The sequence below is a fragment of the Clostridioides sp. ES-S-0108-01 genome (assembly GCF_020662285.1).
Lineage (GTDB): Bacteria > Bacillota > Clostridia > Peptostreptococcales > Peptostreptococcaceae > Clostridioides.
The window spans coordinates 107,101-131,756 of the sequence record NZ_JADGMN010000008.1 but is presented as its reverse complement, the minus strand read 5'-3'; the positions used below and the strand labels follow the sequence as shown (position 1 = coordinate 131,756).

At 27.5% G+C, this 24,656-nt stretch carries 31 protein-coding genes and 1 riboswitch; of the genes, 28 read left to right on the top strand and 3 right to left on the bottom strand.

Annotated features, from left to right (window positions below):
* Window positions 1–8 precede the first annotated feature (8 nt).
* From IR152_RS09850 to IR152_RS09810, 9 genes are all read left to right on the top strand, one after another.
* The gene (locus IR152_RS09850; protein WP_227451683.1) at window positions 9–1,679 is read left to right on the top strand and encodes a glycine rich domain-containing protein; all 1,671 of its coding nucleotides are present in this window, start codon (window positions 9–11) and stop codon (window positions 1,677–1,679) included.
* Window positions 1,680–1,697: 18 nt separating this feature from the next.
* The gene (locus IR152_RS09845) at window positions 1,698–2,045 is read left to right on the top strand and encodes a hypothetical protein (protein ID WP_227451682.1); all 348 of its coding nucleotides are present in this window, start codon (window positions 1,698–1,700) and stop codon (window positions 2,043–2,045) included.
* 11 nt (window positions 2,046–2,056) lie between these two features.
* The gene (locus IR152_RS09840) at window positions 2,057–2,224 is read left to right on the top strand and encodes a hypothetical protein (protein WP_227451681.1); all 168 of its coding nucleotides are present in this window, start codon (window positions 2,057–2,059) and stop codon (window positions 2,222–2,224) included.
* A 37-nt stretch (window positions 2,225–2,261) separates the two neighbouring features.
* Window positions 2,262–2,492, top strand: a complete 231-nt coding sequence (locus tag IR152_RS09835; protein WP_227451680.1) for a hemolysin XhlA family protein — start codon at window positions 2,262–2,264, stop codon at window positions 2,490–2,492.
* Between the two features lie 15 nt (window positions 2,493–2,507).
* Entirely contained in the window at window positions 2,508–2,768 is a 261-nt protein-coding gene (locus IR152_RS09830) for a phage holin family protein (RefSeq protein WP_227451679.1), read from the top strand.
* Window positions 2,765–3,559: an N-acetylmuramoyl-L-alanine amidase gene (locus IR152_RS09825; RefSeq protein WP_227451678.1), complete on the top strand. Its 795-nt coding sequence runs from the start codon at window positions 2,765–2,767 to the stop codon at window positions 3,557–3,559. Before IR152_RS09830 ends, IR152_RS09825 begins: the two co-directional genes overlap by 4 nt.
* 566 nt (window positions 3,560–4,125) lie before the next feature.
* Entirely contained in the window at window positions 4,126–4,668 is a 543-nt protein-coding gene (locus IR152_RS09820) for a hypothetical protein (RefSeq protein WP_227451677.1), read from the top strand.
* 17 nt (window positions 4,669–4,685) lie between these two features.
* Window positions 4,686–5,102, top strand: a complete 417-nt coding sequence (locus IR152_RS09815) for a protein-export chaperone SecB (RefSeq protein ID WP_227451676.1) — start codon at window positions 4,686–4,688, stop codon at window positions 5,100–5,102.
* Between the two features lies 1 nt (window position 5,103).
* Complete coding sequence (locus IR152_RS09810) at window positions 5,104–5,808, top strand: hypothetical protein (protein WP_227451675.1); 705 nt, start codon at window positions 5,104–5,106, stop codon at window positions 5,806–5,808.
* A 498-nt stretch (window positions 5,809–6,306) separates the two neighbouring features.
* Here IR152_RS09810 and IR152_RS09805 read toward each other — a convergent pair whose 3' ends face one another.
* Window positions 6,307–6,483, bottom strand: a complete 177-nt coding sequence (locus IR152_RS09805) for a hypothetical protein (RefSeq protein ID WP_227451674.1) — start codon at window positions 6,481–6,483, stop codon at window positions 6,307–6,309.
* Between the two features lie 54 nt (window positions 6,484–6,537).
* Window positions 6,538–6,634, bottom strand: a riboswitch (cyclic di-GMP riboswitch).
* A gap of 228 nt (window positions 6,635–6,862) precedes the next feature.
* On the opposite strand from IR152_RS09805, the gene IR152_RS09800 reads away from it, so the two are divergent.
* The 3 genes from IR152_RS09800 to vanZ1 all read left to right on the top strand — a co-directional run bounded on the left by IR152_RS09800 (window position 6,863) and on the right by vanZ1 (window position 8,753).
* Window positions 6,863–7,246: a BlaI/MecI/CopY family transcriptional regulator gene (locus IR152_RS09800; RefSeq protein ID WP_227451673.1), complete on the top strand. Its 384-nt coding sequence runs from the start codon at window positions 6,863–6,865 to the stop codon at window positions 7,244–7,246.
* Between the two features lie 295 nt (window positions 7,247–7,541).
* Window positions 7,542–7,931, top strand: a complete 390-nt coding sequence (locus tag IR152_RS09795) for a BlaI/MecI/CopY family transcriptional regulator (protein ID WP_227451672.1) — start codon at window positions 7,542–7,544, stop codon at window positions 7,929–7,931.
* A 312-nt stretch (window positions 7,932–8,243) separates the two neighbouring features.
* A complete protein-coding gene (vanZ1, locus tag IR152_RS09790; protein ID WP_227451671.1) occupies window positions 8,244–8,753 on the top strand; it encodes a glycopeptide resistance protein VanZ1 in 510 nt (169 codons plus the stop codon).
* A 101-nt stretch (window positions 8,754–8,854) separates the two neighbouring features.
* Here vanZ1 and IR152_RS09785 read toward each other — a convergent pair whose 3' ends face one another.
* Window positions 8,855–9,049 (bottom strand): DNA-directed RNA polymerase, encoded by a 195-nt coding sequence (locus IR152_RS09785; RefSeq protein WP_227451670.1) that lies wholly within the window; start codon window positions 9,047–9,049, stop codon window positions 8,855–8,857.
* A gap of 483 nt (window positions 9,050–9,532) precedes the next feature.
* A complete protein-coding gene (locus tag IR152_RS09780; protein WP_227451669.1) occupies window positions 9,533–9,940 on the bottom strand; it encodes a sigma-70 family RNA polymerase sigma factor in 408 nt (135 codons plus the stop codon).
* A 534-nt stretch (window positions 9,941–10,474) separates the two neighbouring features.
* Between IR152_RS09780 and IR152_RS09775 the strand changes: the two genes are divergently transcribed.
* The 16 genes from IR152_RS09775 (at window position 10,475) to trmD (ending at window position 24,528) form a co-directional block, all read left to right on the top strand.
* Window positions 10,475–10,837 (top strand): hypothetical protein, encoded by a 363-nt coding sequence (locus IR152_RS09775; protein ID WP_227451668.1) that lies wholly within the window; start codon window positions 10,475–10,477, stop codon window positions 10,835–10,837.
* Window positions 10,821–11,540: a hypothetical protein gene (locus IR152_RS09770; RefSeq protein ID WP_227451667.1), complete on the top strand. Its 720-nt coding sequence runs from the start codon at window positions 10,821–10,823 to the stop codon at window positions 11,538–11,540. The genes IR152_RS09775 and IR152_RS09770 overlap by 17 nt, the downstream gene beginning before the upstream one ends.
* A gap of 19 nt (window positions 11,541–11,559) precedes the next feature.
* Entirely contained in the window at window positions 11,560–11,979 is a 420-nt protein-coding gene (locus IR152_RS09765; protein ID WP_227451666.1) for a hypothetical protein, read from the top strand.
* A complete protein-coding gene (locus IR152_RS09760; RefSeq protein WP_227451665.1) occupies window positions 11,969–12,499 on the top strand; it encodes a hypothetical protein in 531 nt (176 codons plus the stop codon). Before IR152_RS09765 ends, IR152_RS09760 begins: the two co-directional genes overlap by 11 nt.
* Before the next feature lie 312 nt (window positions 12,500–12,811).
* Complete coding sequence (gene efp / locus IR152_RS09755) at window positions 12,812–13,369, top strand: elongation factor P (protein WP_227451664.1); 558 nt, start codon at window positions 12,812–12,814, stop codon at window positions 13,367–13,369.
* Between the two features lie 91 nt (window positions 13,370–13,460).
* The gene (locus IR152_RS09750; protein WP_227451663.1) at window positions 13,461–13,910 is read left to right on the top strand and encodes a CD1247 N-terminal domain-containing protein; all 450 of its coding nucleotides are present in this window, start codon (window positions 13,461–13,463) and stop codon (window positions 13,908–13,910) included.
* 162 nt (window positions 13,911–14,072) lie between these two features.
* Window positions 14,073–14,789: a ribonuclease III gene (rnc, locus tag IR152_RS09745; RefSeq protein WP_227451662.1), complete on the top strand. Its 717-nt coding sequence runs from the start codon at window positions 14,073–14,075 to the stop codon at window positions 14,787–14,789.
* Window positions 14,790–14,836: 47 nt separating this feature from the next.
* A complete protein-coding gene (locus IR152_RS09740) occupies window positions 14,837–15,907 on the top strand; it encodes an elongator complex protein 3 (RefSeq protein ID WP_227451661.1) in 1,071 nt (356 codons plus the stop codon).
* A gap of 27 nt (window positions 15,908–15,934) precedes the next feature.
* On the top strand, window positions 15,935–19,489 hold the full coding sequence (smc, locus tag IR152_RS09735; RefSeq protein ID WP_227451660.1) for a chromosome segregation protein SMC: 3,555 nt from the start codon (window positions 15,935–15,937) through the stop codon (window positions 19,487–19,489).
* 26 nt (window positions 19,490–19,515) lie between these two features.
* On the top strand, window positions 19,516–20,778 hold the full coding sequence (gene ftsY, locus IR152_RS09730) for a signal recognition particle-docking protein FtsY (protein WP_227451659.1): 1,263 nt from the start codon (window positions 19,516–19,518) through the stop codon (window positions 20,776–20,778).
* Window positions 20,779–20,880: 102 nt separating this feature from the next.
* The gene (ylxM, locus tag IR152_RS09725) at window positions 20,881–21,249 is read left to right on the top strand and encodes a YlxM family DNA-binding protein (protein WP_227451658.1); all 369 of its coding nucleotides are present in this window, start codon (window positions 20,881–20,883) and stop codon (window positions 21,247–21,249) included.
* Window positions 21,246–22,598: a signal recognition particle protein gene (gene ffh, locus IR152_RS09720; RefSeq protein WP_227451657.1), complete on the top strand. Its 1,353-nt coding sequence runs from the start codon at window positions 21,246–21,248 to the stop codon at window positions 22,596–22,598. The genes ylxM and ffh overlap by 4 nt, the downstream gene beginning before the upstream one ends.
* Before the next feature lie 37 nt (window positions 22,599–22,635).
* On the top strand, window positions 22,636–22,908 hold the full coding sequence (rpsP, locus tag IR152_RS09715) for a 30S ribosomal protein S16 (RefSeq protein ID WP_003419338.1): 273 nt from the start codon (window positions 22,636–22,638) through the stop codon (window positions 22,906–22,908).
* 64 nt (window positions 22,909–22,972) lie between these two features.
* Window positions 22,973–23,200, top strand: coding sequence for a KH domain-containing protein (locus IR152_RS09710; protein WP_227451656.1), 228 nt, complete (start codon window positions 22,973–22,975; stop codon window positions 23,198–23,200).
* 108 nt (window positions 23,201–23,308) lie between these two features.
* On the top strand, window positions 23,309–23,824 hold the full coding sequence (gene rimM, locus IR152_RS09705) for a ribosome maturation factor RimM (protein ID WP_227451655.1): 516 nt from the start codon (window positions 23,309–23,311) through the stop codon (window positions 23,822–23,824).
* Between the two features lie 8 nt (window positions 23,825–23,832).
* Window positions 23,833–24,528: a tRNA (guanosine(37)-N1)-methyltransferase TrmD gene (gene trmD / locus IR152_RS09700; RefSeq protein WP_227451654.1), complete on the top strand. Its 696-nt coding sequence runs from the start codon at window positions 23,833–23,835 to the stop codon at window positions 24,526–24,528.
* The last annotated feature ends 128 nt before the right edge of the window (window positions 24,529–24,656 follow it).

The window sequence follows — 24,656 nt, the reverse complement described above, 5'->3', positions numbered from 1 at the left end:
GTGATATAATGCAAACGGAATGGAATTTTAATTATGCTAATTGCGTGCAAAATGTTTCTTTGTTTCCTGGTAAATATAAATTGGAATGTTGGGGTGCTTGTGGAGGTGCTGTCGATACAAGCGATTGGACTGATTGTGCAAAAGGTGGCTATTCAAAAGGTGAAATTGTATTTAAAAAAAGAACTAATCTACAAATTTGTGTTGGTCAATCTGGTTATGAGCAAGTTCCTGAAGGTTCAAGCCTTACTAGAAGTGGTTTTAACGGTGGAGGTGTTTCTGGCAAAGTTACGACTGGTAGATTTGCTTATTCTAAATACGGTGGTGGAGCAACTGATATAAGACTTTATCATCCTAGCGCAACTTGGAGTAACACTGAAAGTTTGCTTTCACGCATACTTGTTGCAGGTGGTGGCGGAGGGAGGGAAAATAATTTTACATCTGCTCGTTCCGTTGGTCATGGTGGTGGTTATGTAGGTACTAACGGAATTAGTCTTGACAGAAATTTTTGTGGTGGTGGTTCTCAATACCAAGGTGGAACAAGTTACGACACAGAAGAATACCATGGTTCATTAGGGAAAGGAGGTTATGGTTCATTAGGGAAAGGAGGTGCTGGTAGCATAGGAATAGGTGGTGGAGGGGGTTGGTACGGTGGTGCTGGTTCTTATTCTAATGAATGTGGAGGTGGTGGAAGTGGTTACGCACTAACTAAAGATAGTTACAAACCACAAGGATATATACCAACATCTGAATATTGGCTAGAAAATGTAGTTATGACTACTGGAGGAAACACTACTAAAGCAGATGGTTATGCTAAAATAACATTACTTCAAGCATTACCACTTTTAACAGTATCATCTTATAACTCAACTACAGCAACATTCAAAGCAGACCACACAGACCCTACATTACTAACTAAAATAGAAGTGTTTATAGATGATGTATTAAAAGAAACTACTACAACAGATTTGACAGAAGAAAAAACAATTAACTACACATTAGAAGATAATGCACTACACACACTTAAAATAGTAGTTACAGACAGTGCAAATGCTACAGCAGAAAAAGTGTTAAGTGTAAGTAAAGGAATTGCACCACTTCCAAATGGTTCTAGTTTAGAAGATGTTACTAATCAATGGAGAAAAATTGGAGAAGGGTTCAAGAATGGTAAAACAAGTATTATAAATACTTTAGCATTAAAGAATATAGAAGCAAGTTTAAATAATACGCTAGTGGAGTTATCAGAGAAAATAAAAACTTCTTTTGATAGTTCAGACGCTAGTGTGCAGGAGTTGCAAAATAGAATAACAGAATTAACTAATCAGTTAAGTCAAAGAGCTAGATTTGCCAAAGGTAATTTGTCGACCGGCGCCACGCGTTGTCCAATCACAATCCCTATAGATTTAGATTTTATTCCTAAACTAATTATAGTTAGAAATTTATATTTAGTAGATGCGAATAATTTAGAAATGAAACTTCCTGTTCTTAGCAGTTTCGATAACAAACATTATGTTGTAACTAAAATAGATGGCATAGAACTTGCTGTTATGCGAGTTTACATGACTAATATTAGTAAATCTAGTTTCACTATTGAAATTGAAGTTATTCCTAAAGCTCCAATCGATTCAGCGTATATAACCTTTGGAAGTGCAGTGTGGTGGAGTGCATTTGATACATTTTAAAAAAATGGAGGAAATAAAATGAATAGAGGAAATAGAGTAATTTACGACCAAGCGGGTGATATTTGGCTTCAAACTGGCGAAGCAACAGGAGATATACGAGAGTGGTCAGAAATAACTGAATTAAATTTTTTAGATATTGAATACGGAAGTATAGACTATAGTAAACAGTATATAGAATCTATAAATCCAGTTACAAAAGAACCTGTATTAAAAGATATACCAATCGTTTTGACAGATGAACAAAAGAGATTAGAAGCATTAGAAAAAGAATTAAATCTGTTAAAAGAAGAAAATAAAAATAGAGATAGCGAGATAGTAAACACAGCCTTTGAAGTAGAAAATATAAAATTAAATAATAATATTTAGGAGGAAATAATATGTATAACTTATTAAAGTTAATGATAGAACAAAATAACTATAGTACTAAAGAGGATTTGCAACATAAAATAGATGTATTCTATGCAGTAAACAGAATTACAGAAGAACAATATTTAGAATTAACAGGTTTATTAAATAAAGAAGAAACACCAGTAGAACCAGCATAGAGGGTTCTTTTTTATTTCAATTAATTAGGAGGCTTACATGAATGAAGAACTTTTCGAAGCAGATTTAAAAAGACATGAAACAAGAATAAATAAGCATGAAGAAGAAATAGACGAATTAAAGATAGCAAATATTGAATCTAAAGCAGAGTTAAAAGCATTATGTGAGAACTTAAACTCGCTTACAAGTATGTTAAAGTGGCTAATTGGAACAATGATTACAACATTAGTAGGATTTTTTATATTTGCAATACAGAGAGGAATATTTTAATTAGGAGGAAAATATATGGATAATTTAATAAGTTTCATACCAGAGCAGTTGCTAATTTTAGTAGCTGCTCTTTATGTTATAGGAGCAGGTTGTAAGAAATATAAACAGTTAGATAACAAATATATTCCAGTAGTGTTATTAGTACTTGGAATAGGTTTTTCAGTATGGATGTTAGGGTTAAATGCTGATGCAGTCTTACAAGGTGTAATTTGTTGGGGTATATCAATAGGCATAAATCAAACCTACAAACAATTAAAGGAGGAAAATAAACAATGAAAATAGCAATAGTACCAGGACATACACTAACAGGAAAAGGAACAGGAGCAGTTGGCTATATAGATGAAGGAAAAGAAAACAGAATACTAACAGAACTAATAGTAAAATGGCTCAAGCAGGGTGGAGCAACTGTTTATACTGGTAAAGTAGATAATTCTAGTAATTATCTATCTGAACAATGCAAAATAGCCAACAAACAAGATGTAGATTTAGCAGTACAAATTCATTTCAATGCAAATAGTACAACACTAAATCCTATGGGTACAGAGACTATATATAAAACTAATAATGGCAAAGTATATGCAAATAGAGTAAATGATAAATTAGCAACAGTATTTAAAAATAGAGGTGCAAAATCAGATGTAAGAGGTCTTTACTGGCTTAATCATACAAAAGCCCCAGCAATATTAATTGAGACTTGTTTTGTAGACAGTAAAGCAGATACAGATTATTATATTAAAAATAAAAATACAGTTGCAAAGCTAATAGCAGAAGGCATTTTAAATAAAAAAATAGATAATGAGGTGAAGCAAATGTACAAACATACAATAGTTTATGATGGAGAGGTTGACAAAATCCCTGCAACTGTGGTTGGTTGGGGTTATAATGATGAAAAAATATTGATATGTGATATAAAAGATTATGTACCCGGTCAGACAGAAAATCTATATGTCGTTGGTGGAGGAGCATGTAATAAGATAGGTTCTATAACTAAAGAGAGATACACTATGATAAAAGGTAATGATAGATTTGATACACTTTATAAAGTACTGAAATTTATAAAGAAATAGATTAAAAGGTAGCAACTAGAGTTAGTTGTTACCTTCTTTTTTAAATCTCAATTAAAATATATTTGATAAAATGTAGTATTTTATAAATAAATAAAGTTGATAATTCAAATTCAATATATTTACTCACACTTTACCTACACTTTATGTACAATTTCTAGACTATTTTGTAGTTCATATAATATATATTAAATGTAATATATATTATATGAATATAACAAAGTAGGTAATTACATATAAAAAATGCGTTAAATTGATAATGATTATTATATACTGATTAATTATTAATATAAAGGGTATTACGAGTATAAAGAATATCAAAATTGTTCATAAGAGAGTATAGTATGAGAAAATATTAAACTTTAATGAAGAAAATAACATGTTTATATAATCATAAAAATAAAAATATATAGAGCAGAAGTATAAAAATTTAGTATATATGAGAAAATATTAATAATATTTATTATTGGAATGCAAATATGAAAATGGTATAATTTAGGTAACAAACTTTAGGTTATACCACTGGAGGTATATTTATGGAAAAGTTTGTTTTTAGGGGGGGATTTAATATGAATACTTATGAAATTATATTTAGGAATAAATCTAATTTAGATTTAGAACAATCATGCTATGTAGATAACTTATATGATTTATTTGCAGAAAAAATTAAGTATGTAACTAAAACTTTGAAAAATAACAACATAGAAGATGAAGAATGGGATATAAATTTTATAAAAGAAGAGGCATTAGAGTCAGTTAAAAATATAAAAAATGAATTTATTATTGATAAAGCATTGGATTGGAGAGTTAATTTATCAATAATAATAAAAGAATTATTAGAAAAAAATAAAACTAATTTCAGAATTGCAGATGAAATGTATGATGATTCTATGAAGAGAAGTGAGCAGTATTATGATTTATTAAGCAATATATTTGATAATGCAGAAGAACTCATAAACATAAAATATAGAAACTATAAAAACAGTAAACCTACTAATGTCAATCAAGTAGTTAACAATGATAATTCATCGAATTATGTAGATAATGAACATATTAGTATTAAATTTGAATTTGATTTGATAACTGATGACGATTATGCACTAGCAGCCTAGATATTGGAGGAATATTAATGGGAATAGATAAATCAAAATATGGAAAATTGGTTAAAGATGTAAAACTAGTAACTGTGTTGCTAAAAAGTATTGAATTAATCGATGTTACATTTCCTGAAGGTGAAGGTATTAAATACGATGTTAAGATGGATTATGGGTGTGAAGAATTTAAAAAAATATCAGAAATAGTAGAGTTTTATCCTAAATTTAACTTAAGAGTGGAATATCAAGATGAAAGTTTAGTAGAGTTAAAGTTTGAACTAAGGGCAGTTTATGAATTTGATTCTATAGAAGATTATGAAGATGAATATATTCTAAAGTTTATAGAATTAAATGTTCCTGTTAATATATGGCCTTATGCAAGAGAGATAATAAGTTCTATTACAACTCGTGTTGGATATCCAGCTTTAATACTTCCTCCATACAAGGCATAACATGAGATTGAAATTTAAATCTAAAGATAACAGTAACAGGGTAGAGCATCAATCAATAGATTCTTTAGCAGAGTTTATTTTAAATAATAAGTCTTTCTTAGGTATAACATTATCAATACTAGATGAGTGGAAAAAAGATATTGACAATAGTAAAATCGAGGATATTATAAGACATAATTCTAGATTTGAAGAATCTATAAGCAAAGATAAAGACTATGGAGAATTCATTAGATTGTTAAACTCATTTTATAATGGTACAGAAAAAGATATAAGCGATAGAAGAGGAAGAATTTTAGAGTTAATTTGGGATGTTGTAGGGACGTATAGTGGGAAAAAATTTACGCAAAAGATAGATGAGGCCATCGTATTAGAAAATGAAATTGAGATATCAGATAAAGATATAGATATTGTTTATGTGGGCGAGGTTAAAGATAAAAATACAGATAATTTTATTGAAATGCATGAATGTAAATCATCTGCAAACGCAACATTAAGAACTCCATTAAAACCAAAACACAGAGGAAAACTAGAACTGATGCAATCAGTACTTCAAATATCAGAGACAGAAGAAATTAAATGTGATGGATTAATAATTACATTTAATGCTAATAAAAGAAGGCTTGAAAGAAAACTAAAAAGCTATGGATTTGAGCACTTTAAAATAATTCCTAGAGCGGAGATAGAGGAAAGAGTATTTAATAAGTAATTTACACTAATTTATACAAATTAATATACGCCAAAGCACTCTTTATATGAGTGCTTATTTTTTTAAAATTTATTAAAATTATCAAGCACATTACTCAACACACCTTAAAATTGATTTAAATAGGTATTTTTCATAGAGTAAATTATATGATATAATAAAAAATAGAAGTGTATTCGCAGTACACTTCTATATCTGCAACTAAGCATTCTCATGAGAGGGAGTGTTTTTTTCATTTCTCCAGACAATATTATTTGCTTCATCAATAATTATCAAATCAACCTTATTATCTTCTAATATCTCTGTTGCAGTACAAATGAGACTATCTAAGTCAAAACTTCAAGTTATTTCTAGTTGCTTGTTATTTACCACTCTTTTTAGTATATAAGTCTTAAAACACATTTATATTATTATCCTTTCTTACAAAGATATTTTTATTTATCATAATATTATTTAAATGTAGATAAAACTAAAAAGGGTTCTCTAGAAAACAAAATCTATCTAATTATACTTACTTACCAATACCATTACTTGATGTAAGCAAGATTCTACTACGTTTTCTCCATACTCTAGTATAAAATCATTTAACTGTGTATCTATAAAATTACAATAATCATATGGACTACCGATATAAGCAGTCAACATATGAGTACATTTATCCATTTTATCTCTAAACATATATATTATTATCCCCCTAAAAAACTTTCATAAAAGCAAAAAGAAAAATATCTTTTTGGCAACTGGCTGACATAACTCATAAGATGCTCTATAAGTCTTAGTCCCTATAGCTTTGCGTCACTAAATTTCTCTAGTTTTGCCGATTTAGTTTTATTCTACAACTAAAATAATACAATAGAATTAGTTATTGTTCAACAAGATTGTTTGAAAATTGAATAAATTTATAGATATGAACCTTATTTTATCTTTAAAAAAATAGACTAAATATGTAGAATATATGGTAAAACTTACCTGTAGTTTTTGTGTTAAAAAGCTCCTATTATTAATTTAAGCTAGATAAGTTTGAGGAAGTGACATAAATTGAAAGAAGGAATATATTATGCTAAATAAAAAATTACCAGATACAGAATTAAAAATTATGAAATACATATGGAATACTGGTTATAAAACTGTAATATCAAAGGATGTTGCAGATGAGATAGAAAAAATATATGGCTGGAAGCATACAACTACAATTACACTTTTAGCTAGATTAACCAAAAAAGGTTTTTTAATATCGCAGAGAATTGGGAAACATGTACATTATACAGTATTAGTAAAAGAAAAAGAATATCTAAAATTAGAAGGTAAAAGAATTTTTGGAGGTTTACATAACAACCCTTTATCGGAATTAATATCAAAATTACATGATGGAGAAGAAATAACTGAAGAAAAGATAATGGAAATAGGAGATTGGATAAAAAGCTGGAAAGATGAAGATTAATAAATAAAAGGTAACTACTAATATAAGTGCTACCTTTTTTCTTGTGGATAATACTGGGGATAAACTGTGGAAAACTTATGTAAAAGTTGTGGATAAAATATTTAACTGACATTTAACTGACAAAAGTTAAAAGAATAAATAGTCTGAACATTAAAAAATACTGAAAAATAGCCATATGTATAAAATGAAATAAATAAAAGTAACATTTTATATATATTTATTCCAATCTAATTGATTATACACTCTTATTGTTATAGAATTTAGTTATACATAAATTGGTAAGAGGTGTAAACTAATGAATATTAATAAATTACCACATGCAGAACTAAAATTGATGAAGTATATCTGGGGAATGGATGATATCTTAGCTTCAAGAGATATTATAGAAGCCATGAAGTTGAAGTATGATTGGAAAAAGAGCACAACATTGACATTTTTAAAAAATTTAGTAGACAAAGGCTTTTTAACTACGGATAAGGTAGATAGATGTACGCATTATACTATAGCTATAAAAGAGAAAGATTATTTAAAAGTTGAGACAAAGAGTTTCTTTAGTTTTATGCATAACAATTCATTTAAGAGTTTTATTTCAGCCCTACATGATGATGAAGTTTTAGATAATAAAAGCTTAGATAAGTTAGAAGAATATTTTAAAAATTTAGAAGAAGATGATATTGATGACTAATAAAGCTATCAGTATCTTTTTAGTTTGAGACAATTGAGAATAGTGTTTTGATTTAATGCTAGCATTATGTGATAGTAGAAAATTATATAAAGAAAAGTGGCTATTCCCTTATATTTAGTAGTAAAAATGTAGAAAACAATACTAATTAAAATTTAAAGAAAGATATGAAAATATTACAATAACTTAAACTATGAAAATATGATAAAGAAGTTGAAATTATAAAAGGGATATAATTTTATAAGAAATAGTTGACAGATAAATTGTCTTACTATATTATTGCAGTAATACAATAATATAGTAAGGAGGTAATGAATGAAATCTAGAAAATATAATATTACAAAAGGATTATTTATAGTTTACATAATTATTTTGACATGGATACTACTATTCAAGTTGCAATTTGATATCTCATCTCTTGAAACCATGAATCTTAGAAGCATAAACTTAGTACCTTTTGCTGGGTCACTTATAATTAATAATAGAGTAAATATATCAGAGATTATATTAAATGTGGCTATATTTGTACCATTTGGGATATATGTGTGTATGCTAAAAGAAGAATGGAGCTTTATAAAAAAAGTTATACCTATTTTTATAACTAGTTTAGCATTTGAAACACTTCAATATATATTTGCACTAGGTGCAAGTGATATAACGGATTTGATAGGAAACACACTAGGAGGAATCATAGGAATAGCTGTTTTTATGCTATTATCGAAAATATTTAAGAATAATACCATAAAAATTATCAATATATTGGCATTGATTGTGACAATTATTGTTGTATTATTTTTAGGATTAGTTATTTTTGCAAACTTATAGAAATAAGTATATATGTTTAGCTTAAAATAAAACGTAAGATACAATTACATATAAAATTATTTATGCATAGAAAGCGCCTATACAGGTGCTTTCCTAAATTATTAAAGAATTATTGTATCTTGAAACTCTTGTATGCTCAATTCTTGATTTTCTTTCGTTTTTTCTAATAAATCTAATGCACAATTTATACAAACTTTAATTTCTGTATTGGTGTTTTTTTCATAATAAGTTATATATTTATTTGTATATTTATCTATTTCTTTTCCACAACGACTACACATTACAATTATGCTCATATTTTAGCTCCTCCATCTCTAATTATTCTTAATATATTCAATAGTATCACTTTTCTGAAAATAATAATTGTTAAAACTGTATCAAATTTAGATTTACTTTTTATTATAATGTATTTTAATAAAAAAATAAAGTCTATGGATAAAATATTTATAGAAAAAAGTATGTTATGAAATGAATTATAAAATTTTATTGTTTTTTATAATGATTAAATATACATTAATATCTATAAAATGACAAAATAAAAAATACTATTTAAATAGATTATTAAAAAATTGATATAAAGTATTTATTTGCTATATGTATAACAATTTGTTTAGGAGTAGTGCTTTGACATTGTACAATGATAAAGCAGTAGCTAAAAAAGGTAGATGATTTAGATGTATTTCTAGAAAATCGAAAATATATACTTACTGGTTAAGGGTAATATTTATATATGTTTTAGTTGGAGTGACTTAAGAAAAGTACTTTGATGGGATATTATTTTATATGGTAGAAAATAACATATAAAGAGTAGTGCTTATTTCATTACCTTCCTTATCTGTTCCGATAGGGTCTTGTAGAGATACTTGAGTTTTATTTTTTTTGTTAGACCTAATATTCATTAAAATCTCATTTTCAATACATCTAGAAGCATATGTTGCTAATCGAGTTCCTTTATCTATGTTATAAGTTTCTATAGCTTTAATTAATCCTATTGTACCTATAGATATTAAATCATCTTGGTCTTCCGTAGAATTATTATATTTCTTTGCTATATAAGCTACTAATCTCATGTTTCTTTCAATTAATGTATCTTTTGCACTTTTATCGTTTTCTATTTTAAATTTAGTTAAATACTCAATCTCTTCTTCAGGGGTTAAGGGTTTTTCAAAAGATTTAAGAGCTGACAATAGGTCACCCCCTTTTCAACGGTCACTTTAAATTATATGAAGGAGACTTATCCAAGTTGACTGTTATCTAATAAAATAATATGCATACTTTTAGAATTTAAAACATACATTTGCAAACTTTTGGATGTAATATAGTATAAAGAATGGAAAATTAAATTTTTGTTGTATATATATGAAATAAGGCGAAGGAATTATTAATTTATAAAGTATAAATTGAAATTTAGGTGTCAATAAATATAAAGGAAATAATATTTATGCATGTTTTGATGTTGGAGCCAAAAGATTCAGGAAAAGCATTAGAAATCATAAAAAATATGAATATAGGGGGTGTAATCTTACAATACTTAAAAAGGTAAATATAATTAATTGTTTGGGTAAAGTTTATTACAAGTAAAAAGTATTAGTCGTAGTTAATACTATTAAGAATGAAGGTGGTGTATTAATCTGTATATGGACAGGAAGAGATTTTGATTACAATGAAAAAACTTATAATTAAACGTTTATATATAAAATATTACTTAGGAGTTTTTATTATTGAAAACAAGAAAGAGTGGTTTTATATCAATCGAATGTATAATAAGTATTACTATATTATATGTGATTGTTTATTTAGTTTCTACATCTTTGTATAGTTGTTATAGTTTTATTAGTAGAAATATATCTGATAGAGAAATGTTAAATACAGCAAAAAAATATATAGAAGATGAGAAGTATCGAATACAAAATAGTAAATATGAGTCAATTGAAGATGAGACAGAAAAAAATTACATAAATGGATATGAAATTAGCAGTACAGTAAAACAAGTTTTAGATTATTATCAATGTTATGAAATAAATATAGAAATAAAAAATAAAATTAAAAAATTGAGGTTTAATAGCTATGTTACTAGAAAATAAAGGCTCTATATTAATAATAGCATTGATAATATTTTCTATTATAAGTACTGTGTGCATTATGTGCATAGGTTTAATTTATACACATAATAATATGCTTGAGTTGGAATACAAAGACACTCAACTAAAAGAAATTTCTTTAAGTGGAATTGAAATATCAGTAAGCAATGTACTTTCTTGTGTTGAGGAAGCCATTAATGAAGCTAATAATGAAGACGAATTTAGAGAATATTTCTTAGGAAATAACATGATTGATTGTATAAAAAAAATAAAGGATACATCTTATAGTAACTTAGAGGAGCTTTCTTTAAAGGTAGAAAATAATACTATCTACGATAGAGGTGACTTTTTTGAATTTGATATAGCAAGTACAGTTAGAGAAAAAGAATTTTTAAAAGTAATAAAAGTAAGAGTAAAAATTATAAATCCATGGGTAGGAATTGACATTGAAGATTATATGGATAAATCTAATAACAATAAAATTAATGAAAAAACATTTAACAATTATAAAGACTCTGAAAAGAATGAAATTCTAAATGAATTTAAAACTGGGAATGAAAATATCATTAATCAAGATGTTGTTGAACCCACAGACAAAGATATTGAAGAATATGAAGAAGAACTTAAACAAAACATAATTGAAAATATAAAGAAGAATTTTGATGAAAAAAAACTAGTATGTGTATATAAGTATAGGGGTGTATAACTTTGAAAAAAGAAGGAATGTGACTGTAATAGAATTAATTGTATCTATCAGTATAATACTATTGATAGCTACATTATCTTTTCCAAAAGATAATCTTGAAAATCATAAAATAAATTTATTTGCACGTCAACTTTGTTCAGATATAAGGTATGTTAGGCGGATTAATATGTTTAGCAATTACAATACATATATATACTATGTAAATCAAGATAAACATGAAGGTTATGTATTGAGAAAAGATGGCAAAAATATTAAATCAATGATACTACCTAAAAATGTAAAAATAGCTAGAAGTATTGAAATAATAAAGTTTAAATCTGATGGTTCACCTCAAAAAGCATCTACAATAGAAATATATAATAATAGATTAAGAAAAACTATAACAATAACACCTGTAAGTGGAAGAGTACTTCTGAAAGAGGGAAAATATGAAACGTAAATATGGATACTTACTTTTGGAAAGTGTAATATCATTAACTTCAATTGTAATACTGATAATAGTTCTATATTCTGTATTTGTATTTACAATAAACTTAAAACTAAGAATAGAAGATAAGATAGAACTACAACAACAAAGTCTTGAAATCATAAAATCTATGGAAGGAATTATTAGTAATTCTATGGGAATAATAAATGTATCTAATGATGAAGAAACATTTAAAAAGACTACATCTATAAAATGTAGATATGTAGATGAAAATATAACTAATAATGAAGAAAATATAACTAATAAAGAAATTATATTAAATGAAAGACGAAATAAGTTATTTGTGAATTCTTTAAATGGTGAAAATAGTCAAGCTGGTGGTTATGAAATTGGAGATTATGTAGATGAAATGTATGTATCAATTACTAATGATGGTCAATATGTTAATATTAAATTGAAATTATCAAAACGTAGTCAAAACTATGAAACCAAGTTTAAAATAAAAATATGGAATTTTAGTAAAAGTATATAAAAATACATAAGTTTAAGAGCAAGAAATAACATCAATAAGTCATATAAAATATAATTATTGAGAACTATATAACTAAATAATATCAATATATAAAATGCATAGATTAAGATTGTAGAGGAGAATAATAAAAATAATAGAATAAGTAATTTGCCAAATACTTGTTTATATTGTATAACTTATGATATTATGATAATAGTAAAAATTTGTAATCCTGACTTGACAGAATTCAAGTAAGAGATATAATTTTAAAGGCATAGTAATGTAAAATTTACTAAAAAATAAGAAATTTATTTTAATATGGAGGAACAAGAAATGGTATCAGCAGGTGATTTTAGAAAAGGTGTTACATTTGAAAAAGATGGACAACCATGTTTAGTAGTTGATTTTCAACACGTTAAGCCAGGTAAAGGAGCTGCTTTCGTTAGAACTAAATACAGAAACTTAAAAACAGGAGCTATAAGAGAAGAAAGTTTCAATCCAAGTGAAAAATTCCCTAAGGCTGTTATAGATACAAGACAAATGCAATATCTATACAATGATGGTGAGTTATATTATTTTATGGATCAAGAAAATTTTGAACAAATACCATTAAACTATGAGCAAGTTGAAGATGCAATTAAGTTCTTAAAAGAAAATGAAGTTGCTACAATAAGATTTTACCAAGGACAACCATTCCAAGTGGAAGCTCCAAACTTTGCAGAGCTAGAAGTTACAGACACAGAGCCAGGTATAAAAGGTGATACGGCAAGTAATGTAACTAAAGCAGCTACAGTTGAAACTGGAGCAGTTGTTCAAGTTCCATTATTTATAAATACTGGAGATAAAGTAAAGATAGATACTAGAACAGGTGAATATTTATCAAGAGTATAAAAATTTATGTATATAAAAGCTTATATATCTTAATAATATAAGATATATGAGCTTTTAGTTTATATATAAAAAAGAAAGCGAGGGGTGTTACATGAAACGTTTATATGAAGAAGTTGCATACTTAAAAGGCCTAGCAGAAGGATTAGAAGTAAGTAATGAAAGTAAAGAAGGGAAAATGATACATAAAATAGTTGATGCATTAGAAGTATTTGCAGATGCTATTGTAACATTGGACGAAGAACAAGAAGAACTTCAGGATTTTGTTGAATCTATAGATGAAGATTTAGCAGATTTAGAAGAAAATATTGCTGATATGGAAGAAGATATTTATGAAGAAGATGACGATGATGAGGACTTCAGCTATATAGAAATGGAATGCCCAAATTGTGGAGAGTTAGTAGAAATAGACGAAGATTTGTTATATGATGATGAGGTAGATGTTGTTTGTCCTGATTGCAAGGCTGTAATATTATCATCAGAAGATGATTGTGATGATGATTGTACATGTGGTGGTTGTTCAAGTTGTGATGATAGAGAGTAAAAATTCATAAGAATTAAAACTGCCTATGATGCCTATGAGATATTTTGTTTCATAGGTAGTTTTATTTTTATGAGGAAGATTATTACGGATTTTGGTTTTGCAATACTTGGACAAAAATAGTACACTAGAATTTATAGAATAGGATTTTGGAGGGATGTAAATATGAAAATAAGTAAAAAATTACTAGATAATATACAAAGATTTGAAAATGTTATAAATTATAAATTTAAAAATAAAGAATATATATTAGAAGCTCTTACTCATAGCTCATATTCTAATGAAAATAAAAAATATAATTTTAATGAAAGGTTGGAATTTTTAGGGGATTCGGTTTTAGGCATAGTGATAAGTGATTATTTATTTAATAAAGAAGCTAATCTGCCCGAAGGGGAACTAACTAAACTTAGAGCAAATATAGTTTGTGAAGATTCGTTAAGTGAAGTAGCTAATGATATAAATTTAGGTGTTCACATGTTATTAGGTAGAGGGGAAGAAGCAACTGGAGGAAGACATAGAACTTCAATATTAGCAGATGCATTTGAAGCTGTAATAGCAGCTATATATCTTGATGGAGGTTTTGAAAGTGCAAGACAGTTTATACTTCATTATATGGAAAATATAATTTATGATTCAAGAAAAGGAAATATATTTAGAGACTACAAAACGCATCTTCAAGAAGTGTTACAAGGGAATGGAGAAAATAATATCTGGTACAGGCTTATAGAAGAAAAAGGACCAGATCATAATAAAAGATTTATAATGGAAGTTGGAATTAATGAAGATGTACTGGGTATTGGAGAAGGCAAGAGTAAAAAAGAAGCTGAACAGTTAGCTGCTAAAGTAGCTTTAAAGAAAAAATTATGGGAAAAAGAAATATAATATGTAAAAATATAAAAAGAAATATTTATATTAGAAGGATGTTGTAGATGAAAAAGAGAATTATACCTATATTTGTTCCTCATAAAGGATGTCCCCATGATTGCATATTTTGTAATCAAAAAAAAATAACAGGCGTGAGCACTGATGTTACTAGTGAAGATGCAAGAAATATAATTGAAGAATGTTTAGAGACTATAGATAAAGATGCTGATGTAGAAATAGCATTTTTTGGTGGTAGCTTTACTGCTATAGATATTGATATACAAAAAAGTTTATTATCAGTTGCTAAAGAATATGTAGAAAAAGGTATCGTAAAAGATATTAGAATGTCTACAAGACCAGATTGTATTGATGAAGACATATTAAGTATGTTAAAAAAATATAAGACAAGCATAATTGAACTTGGAGTACAATCTTTAGATGAAAAAGTACTATTAGATAGTATAAGAGGTCATAAGTCTGAAATTGTGTACAAGAGTTCAAAGATGATAAAAAATAGTGGAATTAAACTTGGCTTACAGATGATGATTGGTCTTCCAGCGGATACAGAAGAAAAATGTATATTTACAGCAAAAAAATTTGTAGAGCTAAAACCAGATTGTGTTAGAGTTTATCCAACTTTAGTAGTAAAAGATACAGGTCTTGAAAAGTTAATGGAACAAAATGAATACAATCCATTTACCCTTGAAGAGAGTGTAAACATAGTAAAAAAAGTTCTTGTATTGTTTTATGTTAATAATATTAATGTAATAAGAGTTGGACTTCAAGCTAATGATGATATACAAATTGGAAAAGCTGTTTTAGCAGGACCATATCATCCTGCATTTAGAGAATTGGTAGAAGCTGATATGATAAAAGATTATTTAGAATTTATTATTTTACAAAATAAAAATATAAAACAGATGTTGGTGAAATCTAATAAAAAGAATATTTCTAAAATTATAGGAAATAAAAAAACAAATGTTAATTATATGGAAAAAAAACTTGGTGTGATTTTAAAAACACAAGAATCGGATTTAGATATAAATCAATTAGAAATTGTGTTAGATGGGAAAAGTTTAATTAGTGCTAATATGAGAGACATTCATAGAAAATTGTATGACATTTATGACCTTTAGTTTTAATAATGAAGGGAGAGAAACGATTTGTATTTAAAAAGACTAGAGTTAAAGGGATTTAAATCCTTTCCAGTAAAAACAGATATTATTTTTAAAGAAGGAATAACAGCAATAGTGGGACCAAATGGAAGTGGAAAAAGTAATATATCTGATGCTGTAAGATGGGTATTAGGAGAACAGAGTATTAAGAGTCTTAGAGGTGATAAACTTGAAGATGTAATATTTGCAGGTACAGATACAAAAAAACCTATGAATTATTGTGAGGTGGCCCTTACTATTGATAATTCTGAAAATCAATTAGAATTAGATTTTACAGAAGTAACTATAAGAAGAAGAGCTTATAGAAATGGTGAAAGTGAATTTTTTCTAAATAATAAGAGTTGCAGATTAAAAGATATAAAAGAAGTCTTTTTAGATACTGGTATTGGAAAAGATGGTTATTCAATCATAGAACAAGGAAAAGTAGATGAAATATTAAGTAATAATCCTTTAAGCAGAAGAAAAGTTTTTGATGAAGCTTGTGGCATATCAAAATATAGATATAAAAAACAGGAAGCAGAAAGAAATCTAAGTAATACAAAGGAAAATTTAGAAAGAATAGATGATGTATATATAGAAATTGAAAATCAATTAAAGCCTCTTTTTAATCAACAGACAAAAGCAAAAAAGTACTTGGAAATAAGTGAAAAATTAAAGATATTTGAAGTAAATAGTTTTATAAGAGAAATTGAAGGAATAGAAAAAGAATTGAGCGAAGTTAATGAACATAGCAAGGTAATTGAAAAGGAACTCAATGAAAAAGAAGAACAAAAAAGTGTTGTAGAGAAAAAGCAAGAAGATATTAATAAAGAGATAGAGGTATTACAGGATGTAATTGAAAAATCTGTAGATTATATAAACTCAATTAAAGGGGTTATATCAAAAAAAGAGTCCCAAATAAATTTAATTAAGGAAAGAATAATAAATTTTACGAATGAAATTAATAGAAAAAATATAGAAATAAATGATATAAAAGAAAAACTAAATGAAAATAAGCAATACATAAAAGAGTTAGAAATTAATAAGTCATTAGGTAATGAAGAACTATCTACCTTGCAAGAAAATATAAAAGTATTGGAATCCAGTAAAGACAAACAAAAAGTTAAGTTAGAATCCTTAAATAATGAGATAGAATTATTTAAAGAAAGTATAATAGATATATTAAATAAAAAACAAGAGTTTAGTAATAAGTTGTCCACTTTAAATGCAAATAAAGAAAATATGAATATCAGAGATGAAAATATAAACTCAGAAATAGCAGAATTAAACAGGAGTATTGAAATAAAGTCATCTGAATTAGATAGTATAAATAAAGAGTTTAATATGCAAAGTGAGAACTTAAAGAATGTAAATAATAGACATAAAGAATTATCAACTAATTTGCAAGATTCAATTAGTGAATACAATAAACTAGAAGATGAAATACAGAAAAGTAAATATAATCTAAATGGATATAATTCAAAGTTAAATGTCTATATAGATATGGAAAATCATTATGAAGGATTTAATAGAGGAGTAAAAGAAGTACTAAAAAATAAAAACTTAAAAGGGGTTCATGGAGCATTAGGTCAAATTATAAGTGTACCTGAAAAATATGAGAAATCTATAGAAGCAGCTCTTGGTGCTTATATGCAAAATATAATAACTGATGATGAGTTTAGTGCTAAATCTGCAATAAACTATTTAAAGCAGAATAATTTAGGTAGAGTAACATTTCTTCCATTAAATATAATTAAATCAAATAAAATAAGTCTAGGAAACTTAAAAGCGAATACTAAGTTCATAGGAATAGCAAGTGATTTAATTACATTTGATGAAAAGTATAGAAATATACTTGAAAATATACTTGGAAGAACAATACTTATAAATAATATAGATGAAGGTATAAAATTTGCAAAAGAAACTGGTCATAGGTTTAAAATAGTAACTTTAGACGGTGAAATCTTAAATCCAGGAGGTTCTTTGACTGGAGGAAGTCTAAAAACTAATGGGAATATACTATCGAGAAAAAGATACATTAATGAATATACAGAAAAGATAAATAATATCAAGAATGAGATTTCACATTTAGAATTAAAAAGAGAATCTCTAGACAAAGATGTAAAAAATATAAAAAATGAAATTAACTCACATGAAAGTAAAATAAAAGATTTAGAAAAAAGTATAATAATAAAAAGTACCAGTACAAAGAATATTGAATCTGAAATTGAATCGTTAAAAGGTAGTATTACTAAATTAGAAAATGAGAAGAATGATTTAAACTCTAATTTAAGTTATACACTCGAAAAAAGCGATGATGTTAGAAAAGATATGGAAGAGTTAAATAATATATACAATCAAAACAAAGAAAAAATTGATGCATTGAATGATGAAATAAAAAGATACAATGATTTATATGATAAAGAAAAATCTGAATTTGATGAATTAAACTTAAGCTTAGTGAAGAAAACAGAAGCTTACAATAGTATAGTTAGAGATATAAAGAGAATATCTAGTGAAAATTGTGAACTAGAAGAAAAGAATAAACAATTAGAAGAGTCATTGAATTATGAAAGACAAGAAATAGTTAAACTACAAGATTCTATAGCTACTGAAGAAAAAGAAAAAGAAAATTTAACAAAACAATTAGGAGATAGTAATAGAAATCTTGAAACTAGAAAAATAGCAAAAGATGATTTGAAAAATAGTTTTGATGAAATTAATAAAGAATTAAAAACTATAGATAGACAACATATAGAACTTAAAGAAAGTTTATTTAAAGTTGGTGGAAGATTAGAAAGATTAAAAACTAGTCAAGACACATATATAAATAAGTTATTTGAGCAATATGAGATGACTCTAGTACAAGCATTGGAAATTAAAGATGAAGATTTGGATATAGATAGAAAATTCTTAGAAAGTCTAAAGAGAGAAATAAGAAGTCTTGGAAATATAAATATAGACTCTATAAAGGAATATGAAGAAATAAAAGAAAGATACGATTTTTATAGTGAACAAAAACAAGATTTAGAGGAGTCTATGGAAGAGATAGAAAAACTTATACATACATTAGAAGAAAATATGAAGTCTGAATTTGAGATTAAATTTGAAGAAATAAGCAAAAACTTTAAATATGTGTATAAGAGATTATTTGGTGGAGGTTGTGGAGAATTAACTATTTTAGATAAAGAAAATTTATTAGAAAGTGATATACTAATAACAGCTCAACCACCAGGTAAAAAAATGAAAAACCTAAACCTATTGTCTGGTGGAGAAAAAGCTTTAACAGCAATAAGTATATTATTTGCTATATTGATTACAAAACCAACACCATTTTGTATATTAGATGAGATTGAAGCTCCACTTGATGATGCAAATATATTTAGATTTGGAGAATTTTTGAAGGATTTATCTAAAGAAACGCAGTTTATATCAGTAACTCATAGGAGAGGAACTATGGAAGCTGCTGATTATATCTATGGAGTTACAATGCAGGAAAAAGCCATTTCAAAAGTTATTAGTTTAAAATTAAAAGAAGCTCAGGAAATAACAGATATTATATAACTTAGATTGACATAGGAGGAAAAACAGTGTTAAAAAAATTATTTGGTTTTGGAAAAGACAAGGAAAAGGAAATCGAAAAAAAAGATGCAGAAGAAGAAGTAGAAGGCAGTACTGATAGTCTAGAAAACTTGGAAGAAACTATTTTTTCAGGGCTTGAAGAAGAAGTGATAGATAAAGTAGAAGATATTGAAGAAAAAGATGAAGAAGCAACTAACAATGAAATTACTGGAGAAAATGAAGCAGTAGAAGGTCAGATAACTAGTGATGAACTAGAAGTAGATGATATTTCAAGTGCTGATTCTAATGAGGATATAACAGAAGAATTAGAAAATTATGATAAAGAAGTTGAAGAGGTGGAAGATAAAGAAGAAAAGAAAGTTAACTTATTTGAACGACTAAAACAAGGATTGACAAAGGCAAAGCAAGGAATAACTGATAGAATAGATGAGGTTTTAAAATCATATACAAAAATAGATGAAGAATTACTTGAAGATTTAGAGGAAATTTTAATAACAGCAGATGTTGGTGTAAATACAACTATGGATATAATTGGAAAACTAAGAGATAAAATAAAGCAAAAAGGTATTACTGAACCAATAAAAGTAAGAGAGGAACTTAAATCTATAGTTGAAGATATTCTTACAAATGAAAACTCTACGTTAGATATAGAACCAGCACCATGTATAATATTAATGGTAGGTGTAAATGGAGTTGGTAAGACTACTACAATAGGTAAACTAGCAAATAGATACAAAAAAGATGGCAAAAAAGTTTTATTAGCAGCAGCAGATACATTTAGAGCAGCAGCCACAGAGCAATTAGAAATCTGGGCAAATAGAACCAATGTAGATATAATAAAGCATCAAGAAGGAGCAGACCCTGGAGCAGTGGTATTTGATGCTATAAAAGCAGCAAAGGCTAGAAAAATAGATGTATTAATATGTGATACAGCAGGAAGATTACACAATAAAGCTAATCTTATGAATGAGCTTGGAAAAGTATTTAAAATAGTAGGTAGAGAATTTCCAGAAGCAAAGCGTGAAGTACTTCTTGTAGTAGATGCTACAACCGGTCAAAATGCAGTTGTGCAAGCAAAGACATTTAAAGAAGTTGCAGATATAACAGGTATAGTACTTACAAAACTTGATGGTACAGCAAAAGGTGGAGTGGTGCTTGCAGTGAAATCAGAAGTGGATGTACCTGTAAAACTAATTGGAGTTGGAGAAAGAGTAGAAGACCTACAAGATTTCAATGCAAAATCATTTTCAGATGCATTATTTGGCAACTAGTATTCTTTTAAAAATAATGGTTGACAAGAGTGTTTATATGATATAAAATACAATAGTGTAAAGTAGATAACCTTTACAGTATACTGCTAGGAAGTGTAAGATATGAATATAGAAAAAATGGTCGAAATTGGATTGTTATTTGAACAGTATAAAGAATTATTAACTGACAAGCAGAAAGAAATAGTTGCTCTATACTATGAAGAAGATTATTCTTTAGGTGAAATTAGTGAAAATCTGAATGTATCAAGGCAAGGTGTATATGATACTCTAAAGCGTTCAGAAAAAATACTAAGAGATTATGAAGAGAAGTTACACTTAGTATCAAAGATTCAAGAGCAGGAAAAAAATATTAAGATTATAAAAGATAAAGTTATTGACATTAAAGAAGATTTATTGCACAATAGAGATTGTGCTAATTTAATCCCTAAGCTAGAAAATATAGAAGATGTATGTAGGGAGATGATAAAATGATATTTGAAGGATTGTCTGATAAACTACAAGGGGCATTTAGTAAGTTAAAATCAAAAGGAAAACTTACAGAAGTAGATGTAAAAAATGCTATGAGAGAAGTTAAACTTGCTCTTCTTGAAGCAGATGTTAACTTTAAAGTAGTTAAAGATTTTATAAAAAAAGTTCAAGAGAGATGTGTTGGACAAGAAGTTATGCAAAGCTTAACTCCAGCTCAGCATGTAATCAAAATTGTAAATGAAGAACTTACAAGTTTAATGGGAGATGTACAAAGTAAAGTAATGATTTCCTCAAAGCCACCTACAATTTTAATGATGGTTGGATTGCAAGGTGCAGGTAAGACTACTACAGCAGGTAAACTTGGAGGATATTTTAAAAAGCAAGGTAAAAAACCTTTATTAGTGGCTTGTGATATTTATAGACCAGCAGCTATAAAGCAACTTCAAGTTGTTGGAGAAAAATTGGATATACCTGTGTTCAATATGGGAGATAAGGAAAATCCAGTAAATATTGCAAAAGCAGGTTTAAGCCATGCAATTAAAAATGCTAATGATTTAGTTATTATAGATACAGCTGGTAGACTTCATATAGATGAATTACTTATGGATGAGTTAAAATCTATTAAATCAGAAATTAAGCCACATGAAATACTTTTAGTTGTAGATTCTATGACAGGTCAAGATGCTGTAAATGTTGCTGAAAGCTTCAATGAAGCACTTGGTGTTGATGGGGTTGTATTAACTAAATTAGATGGAGATACTAGAGGTGGTGCTGCACTTTCAATAAGAGCAGTTACACAAAAGCCTATAAAATTTATGGGTATGGGAGAAAAGCTAGACGATATAGAACCTTTCCACCCAGATAGAATGGCATCGAGAATATTAGGTATGGGAGATGTCTTAAGCTTAATAGAAAAAGCACAAGAAAACATAGACCTAGAGAAAGCTAAGGAATTAGAACAAAAAATCAAAAAACAAGAACTTGATTTTGAGGATTTCTTACAACAAATGGAACAAATACAAAATATGGGACCTCTTGACAAGATACTTGGTATGATACCTGGTATGGGAAATGTAAAAGACCAACTTGGAGATGTAGATTTGAATGGCAAAGAAATGAAGAGAACTAAAGCCATAATTCAATCAATGACTACATATGAGAGAAGAAACCCAGGAATATTAAATGCTTCTAGAAAGAAGAGAATAGCTAGAGGTAGTGGAACTAGTGTACAAGATGTAAATAGACTTATAAAACAACTTAATGAAATGAAAAAAATGATGAAGATGTTTGCTGGTTCACAAAAAAGTATGAAGAAAAGGGGCGGCTTAGGCGGTTTACCTTTTTTTAAATAAAATATAAAAAAGTAAAAATTATTCGGAGGTGACTGTAATGGCAGTTAAAATAAGATTAAAAAGAATGGGAGCTAATAAAAAACCTTTCTACAGAATAGTAGTAGCTGATTCAAGAGCTCCAAGAGATGGAAAATTTATAGAAGAAATAGGATACTATAATCCAATTTCTGAACCTAAACAAGTAAGAATAAATGATGAAAAAGCTATAAAATGGTTAGCTACTGGTGCTCAACCAACAGAAGTAGTTAAAAAATTACTTGTAAAAAACGGAGTAATAGAAAAATTCGAAGCTTCTAAACAAGCAAAATAATTTTTTCTTGGCAATTAGTTTAAGTAAGTACTCATTGCTGAGGTTACTTTAGGAGATGAAATATATGAAAGAGCTAGTTGTAGATATAGCTAAGGCTCTAGTTGATAATCCTGATTCAGTTATTGTTGAGGAATTTGAAGATAATGACGGTATCGTTTTAAAACTTACAGTTGCTCAAGAAGACATGGGTAAGGTTATTGGGAAGCAGGGAAGAATAGCTAAAGCTATAAGAACTGTCGTAAGATCTGTTGCAAATAGAGAAAATATAAAAGTTTCTCTTGAGATAGTGTAAATAGGAGGATTAGGTATAATACCTAGTCCTTTTTATATAATTATATGTCGTTTAAGATTTTATGATGATATGACCACGTAAGATTAAATTTTTTAAGAAGGTGATAACATGAAAGAAAAATTAACTCATTTTAAGGTAGGTCAAATAGTAAATACACAAGGTCTAAAAGGTGAGGTAAGAGTTTATCCACTTACTGATGATATAGAGAGATTCGATGAATTAAAAGACTTCTATCTAGGAAAAGATTTAAATAATAAATGGACTGTTGAGAAAGTAAGATACAAAGGTTCTATGGTTATAATGAAAATAAAAGGGATAGATAGCATAGAGAAAGCAGAAAAGTTAAAAAATAAATTTATGTACGTGTCTAGAGAAGATAGCAGAGAGCTTGAAGAAGGAGAATTTTTTATAGCAGATATGATTGGAATGGAAGTTTTAACTGTAGATGGAAAATATGTAGGAGTGCTAGAAGATGTTCTTCAATATTCAGCAAATGATGTTTACGTAGTAAAAGGTGAGGAAGATAAAGAATTTATGATACCAGCTGTAAAAAAATTTGTACCTACAATAAACATTGATGAAAGAAAAATGATTATAGACCCTATTAAGGGAATGATAGATTAGGTGGTAATATGAGATTTCATATAATGACACTTTTTCCAGAAATATTTAATTCATATATGGATGAAAGTATAATGAAAAGAGCAGTTGAAAAAGGTATAATTGAAGTTCATATATATAATATAAGGGATTTTTCTAATAATAAACATAAAAAAGTAGATGATTATCCGTTTGGAGGAGGGGCTGGTATGGTAATGACTCCTCAACCTATATATGACACGTATACGCATATAATAACAACTCACAATATAGATAATCCAAGCGTGATTTATCTAACTCCAAAAGGTAAGGTATATAATCAGTCTATAGTAAAGCAGATGTCTGTCAAAGAAGATATAATACTGCTATGTGGTCATTATGAAGGAATAGATGAGAGAATCATTGATTTAATAGTCACTGATGAAATTTCAATTGGAGATTATGTATTAACTGGAGGAGAGCTTCCAGCACTTATAATGATAGACTCTATATCAAGATTAATACCAGGTGTATTAAACCAAGAAGAATCATTTGAAGAAGAATCATTTGAAAATAACTTGTTGGAATATCCTCATTACACTAGACCTAGAGATTTTGAAGGATTAAAAGTACCAGAGGTGCTTTTATCAGGTAATCACAAAAAGATAGATGAATGGAGAAGAGAAGAATCTATAAGAATAACCAAAGAAAGACGATTCGATTTATATAAAAAGTCTAAAGAAAAATAAAAATATAATACAAAATTAATATATGTATGTACAATACAGTACCTAATAAATGGAATTAAAAATATAAAAGTGCTTGTAATAACTATTGAAGTATAGTATAATATAAAATGTTGAAAATACGGGCGTTC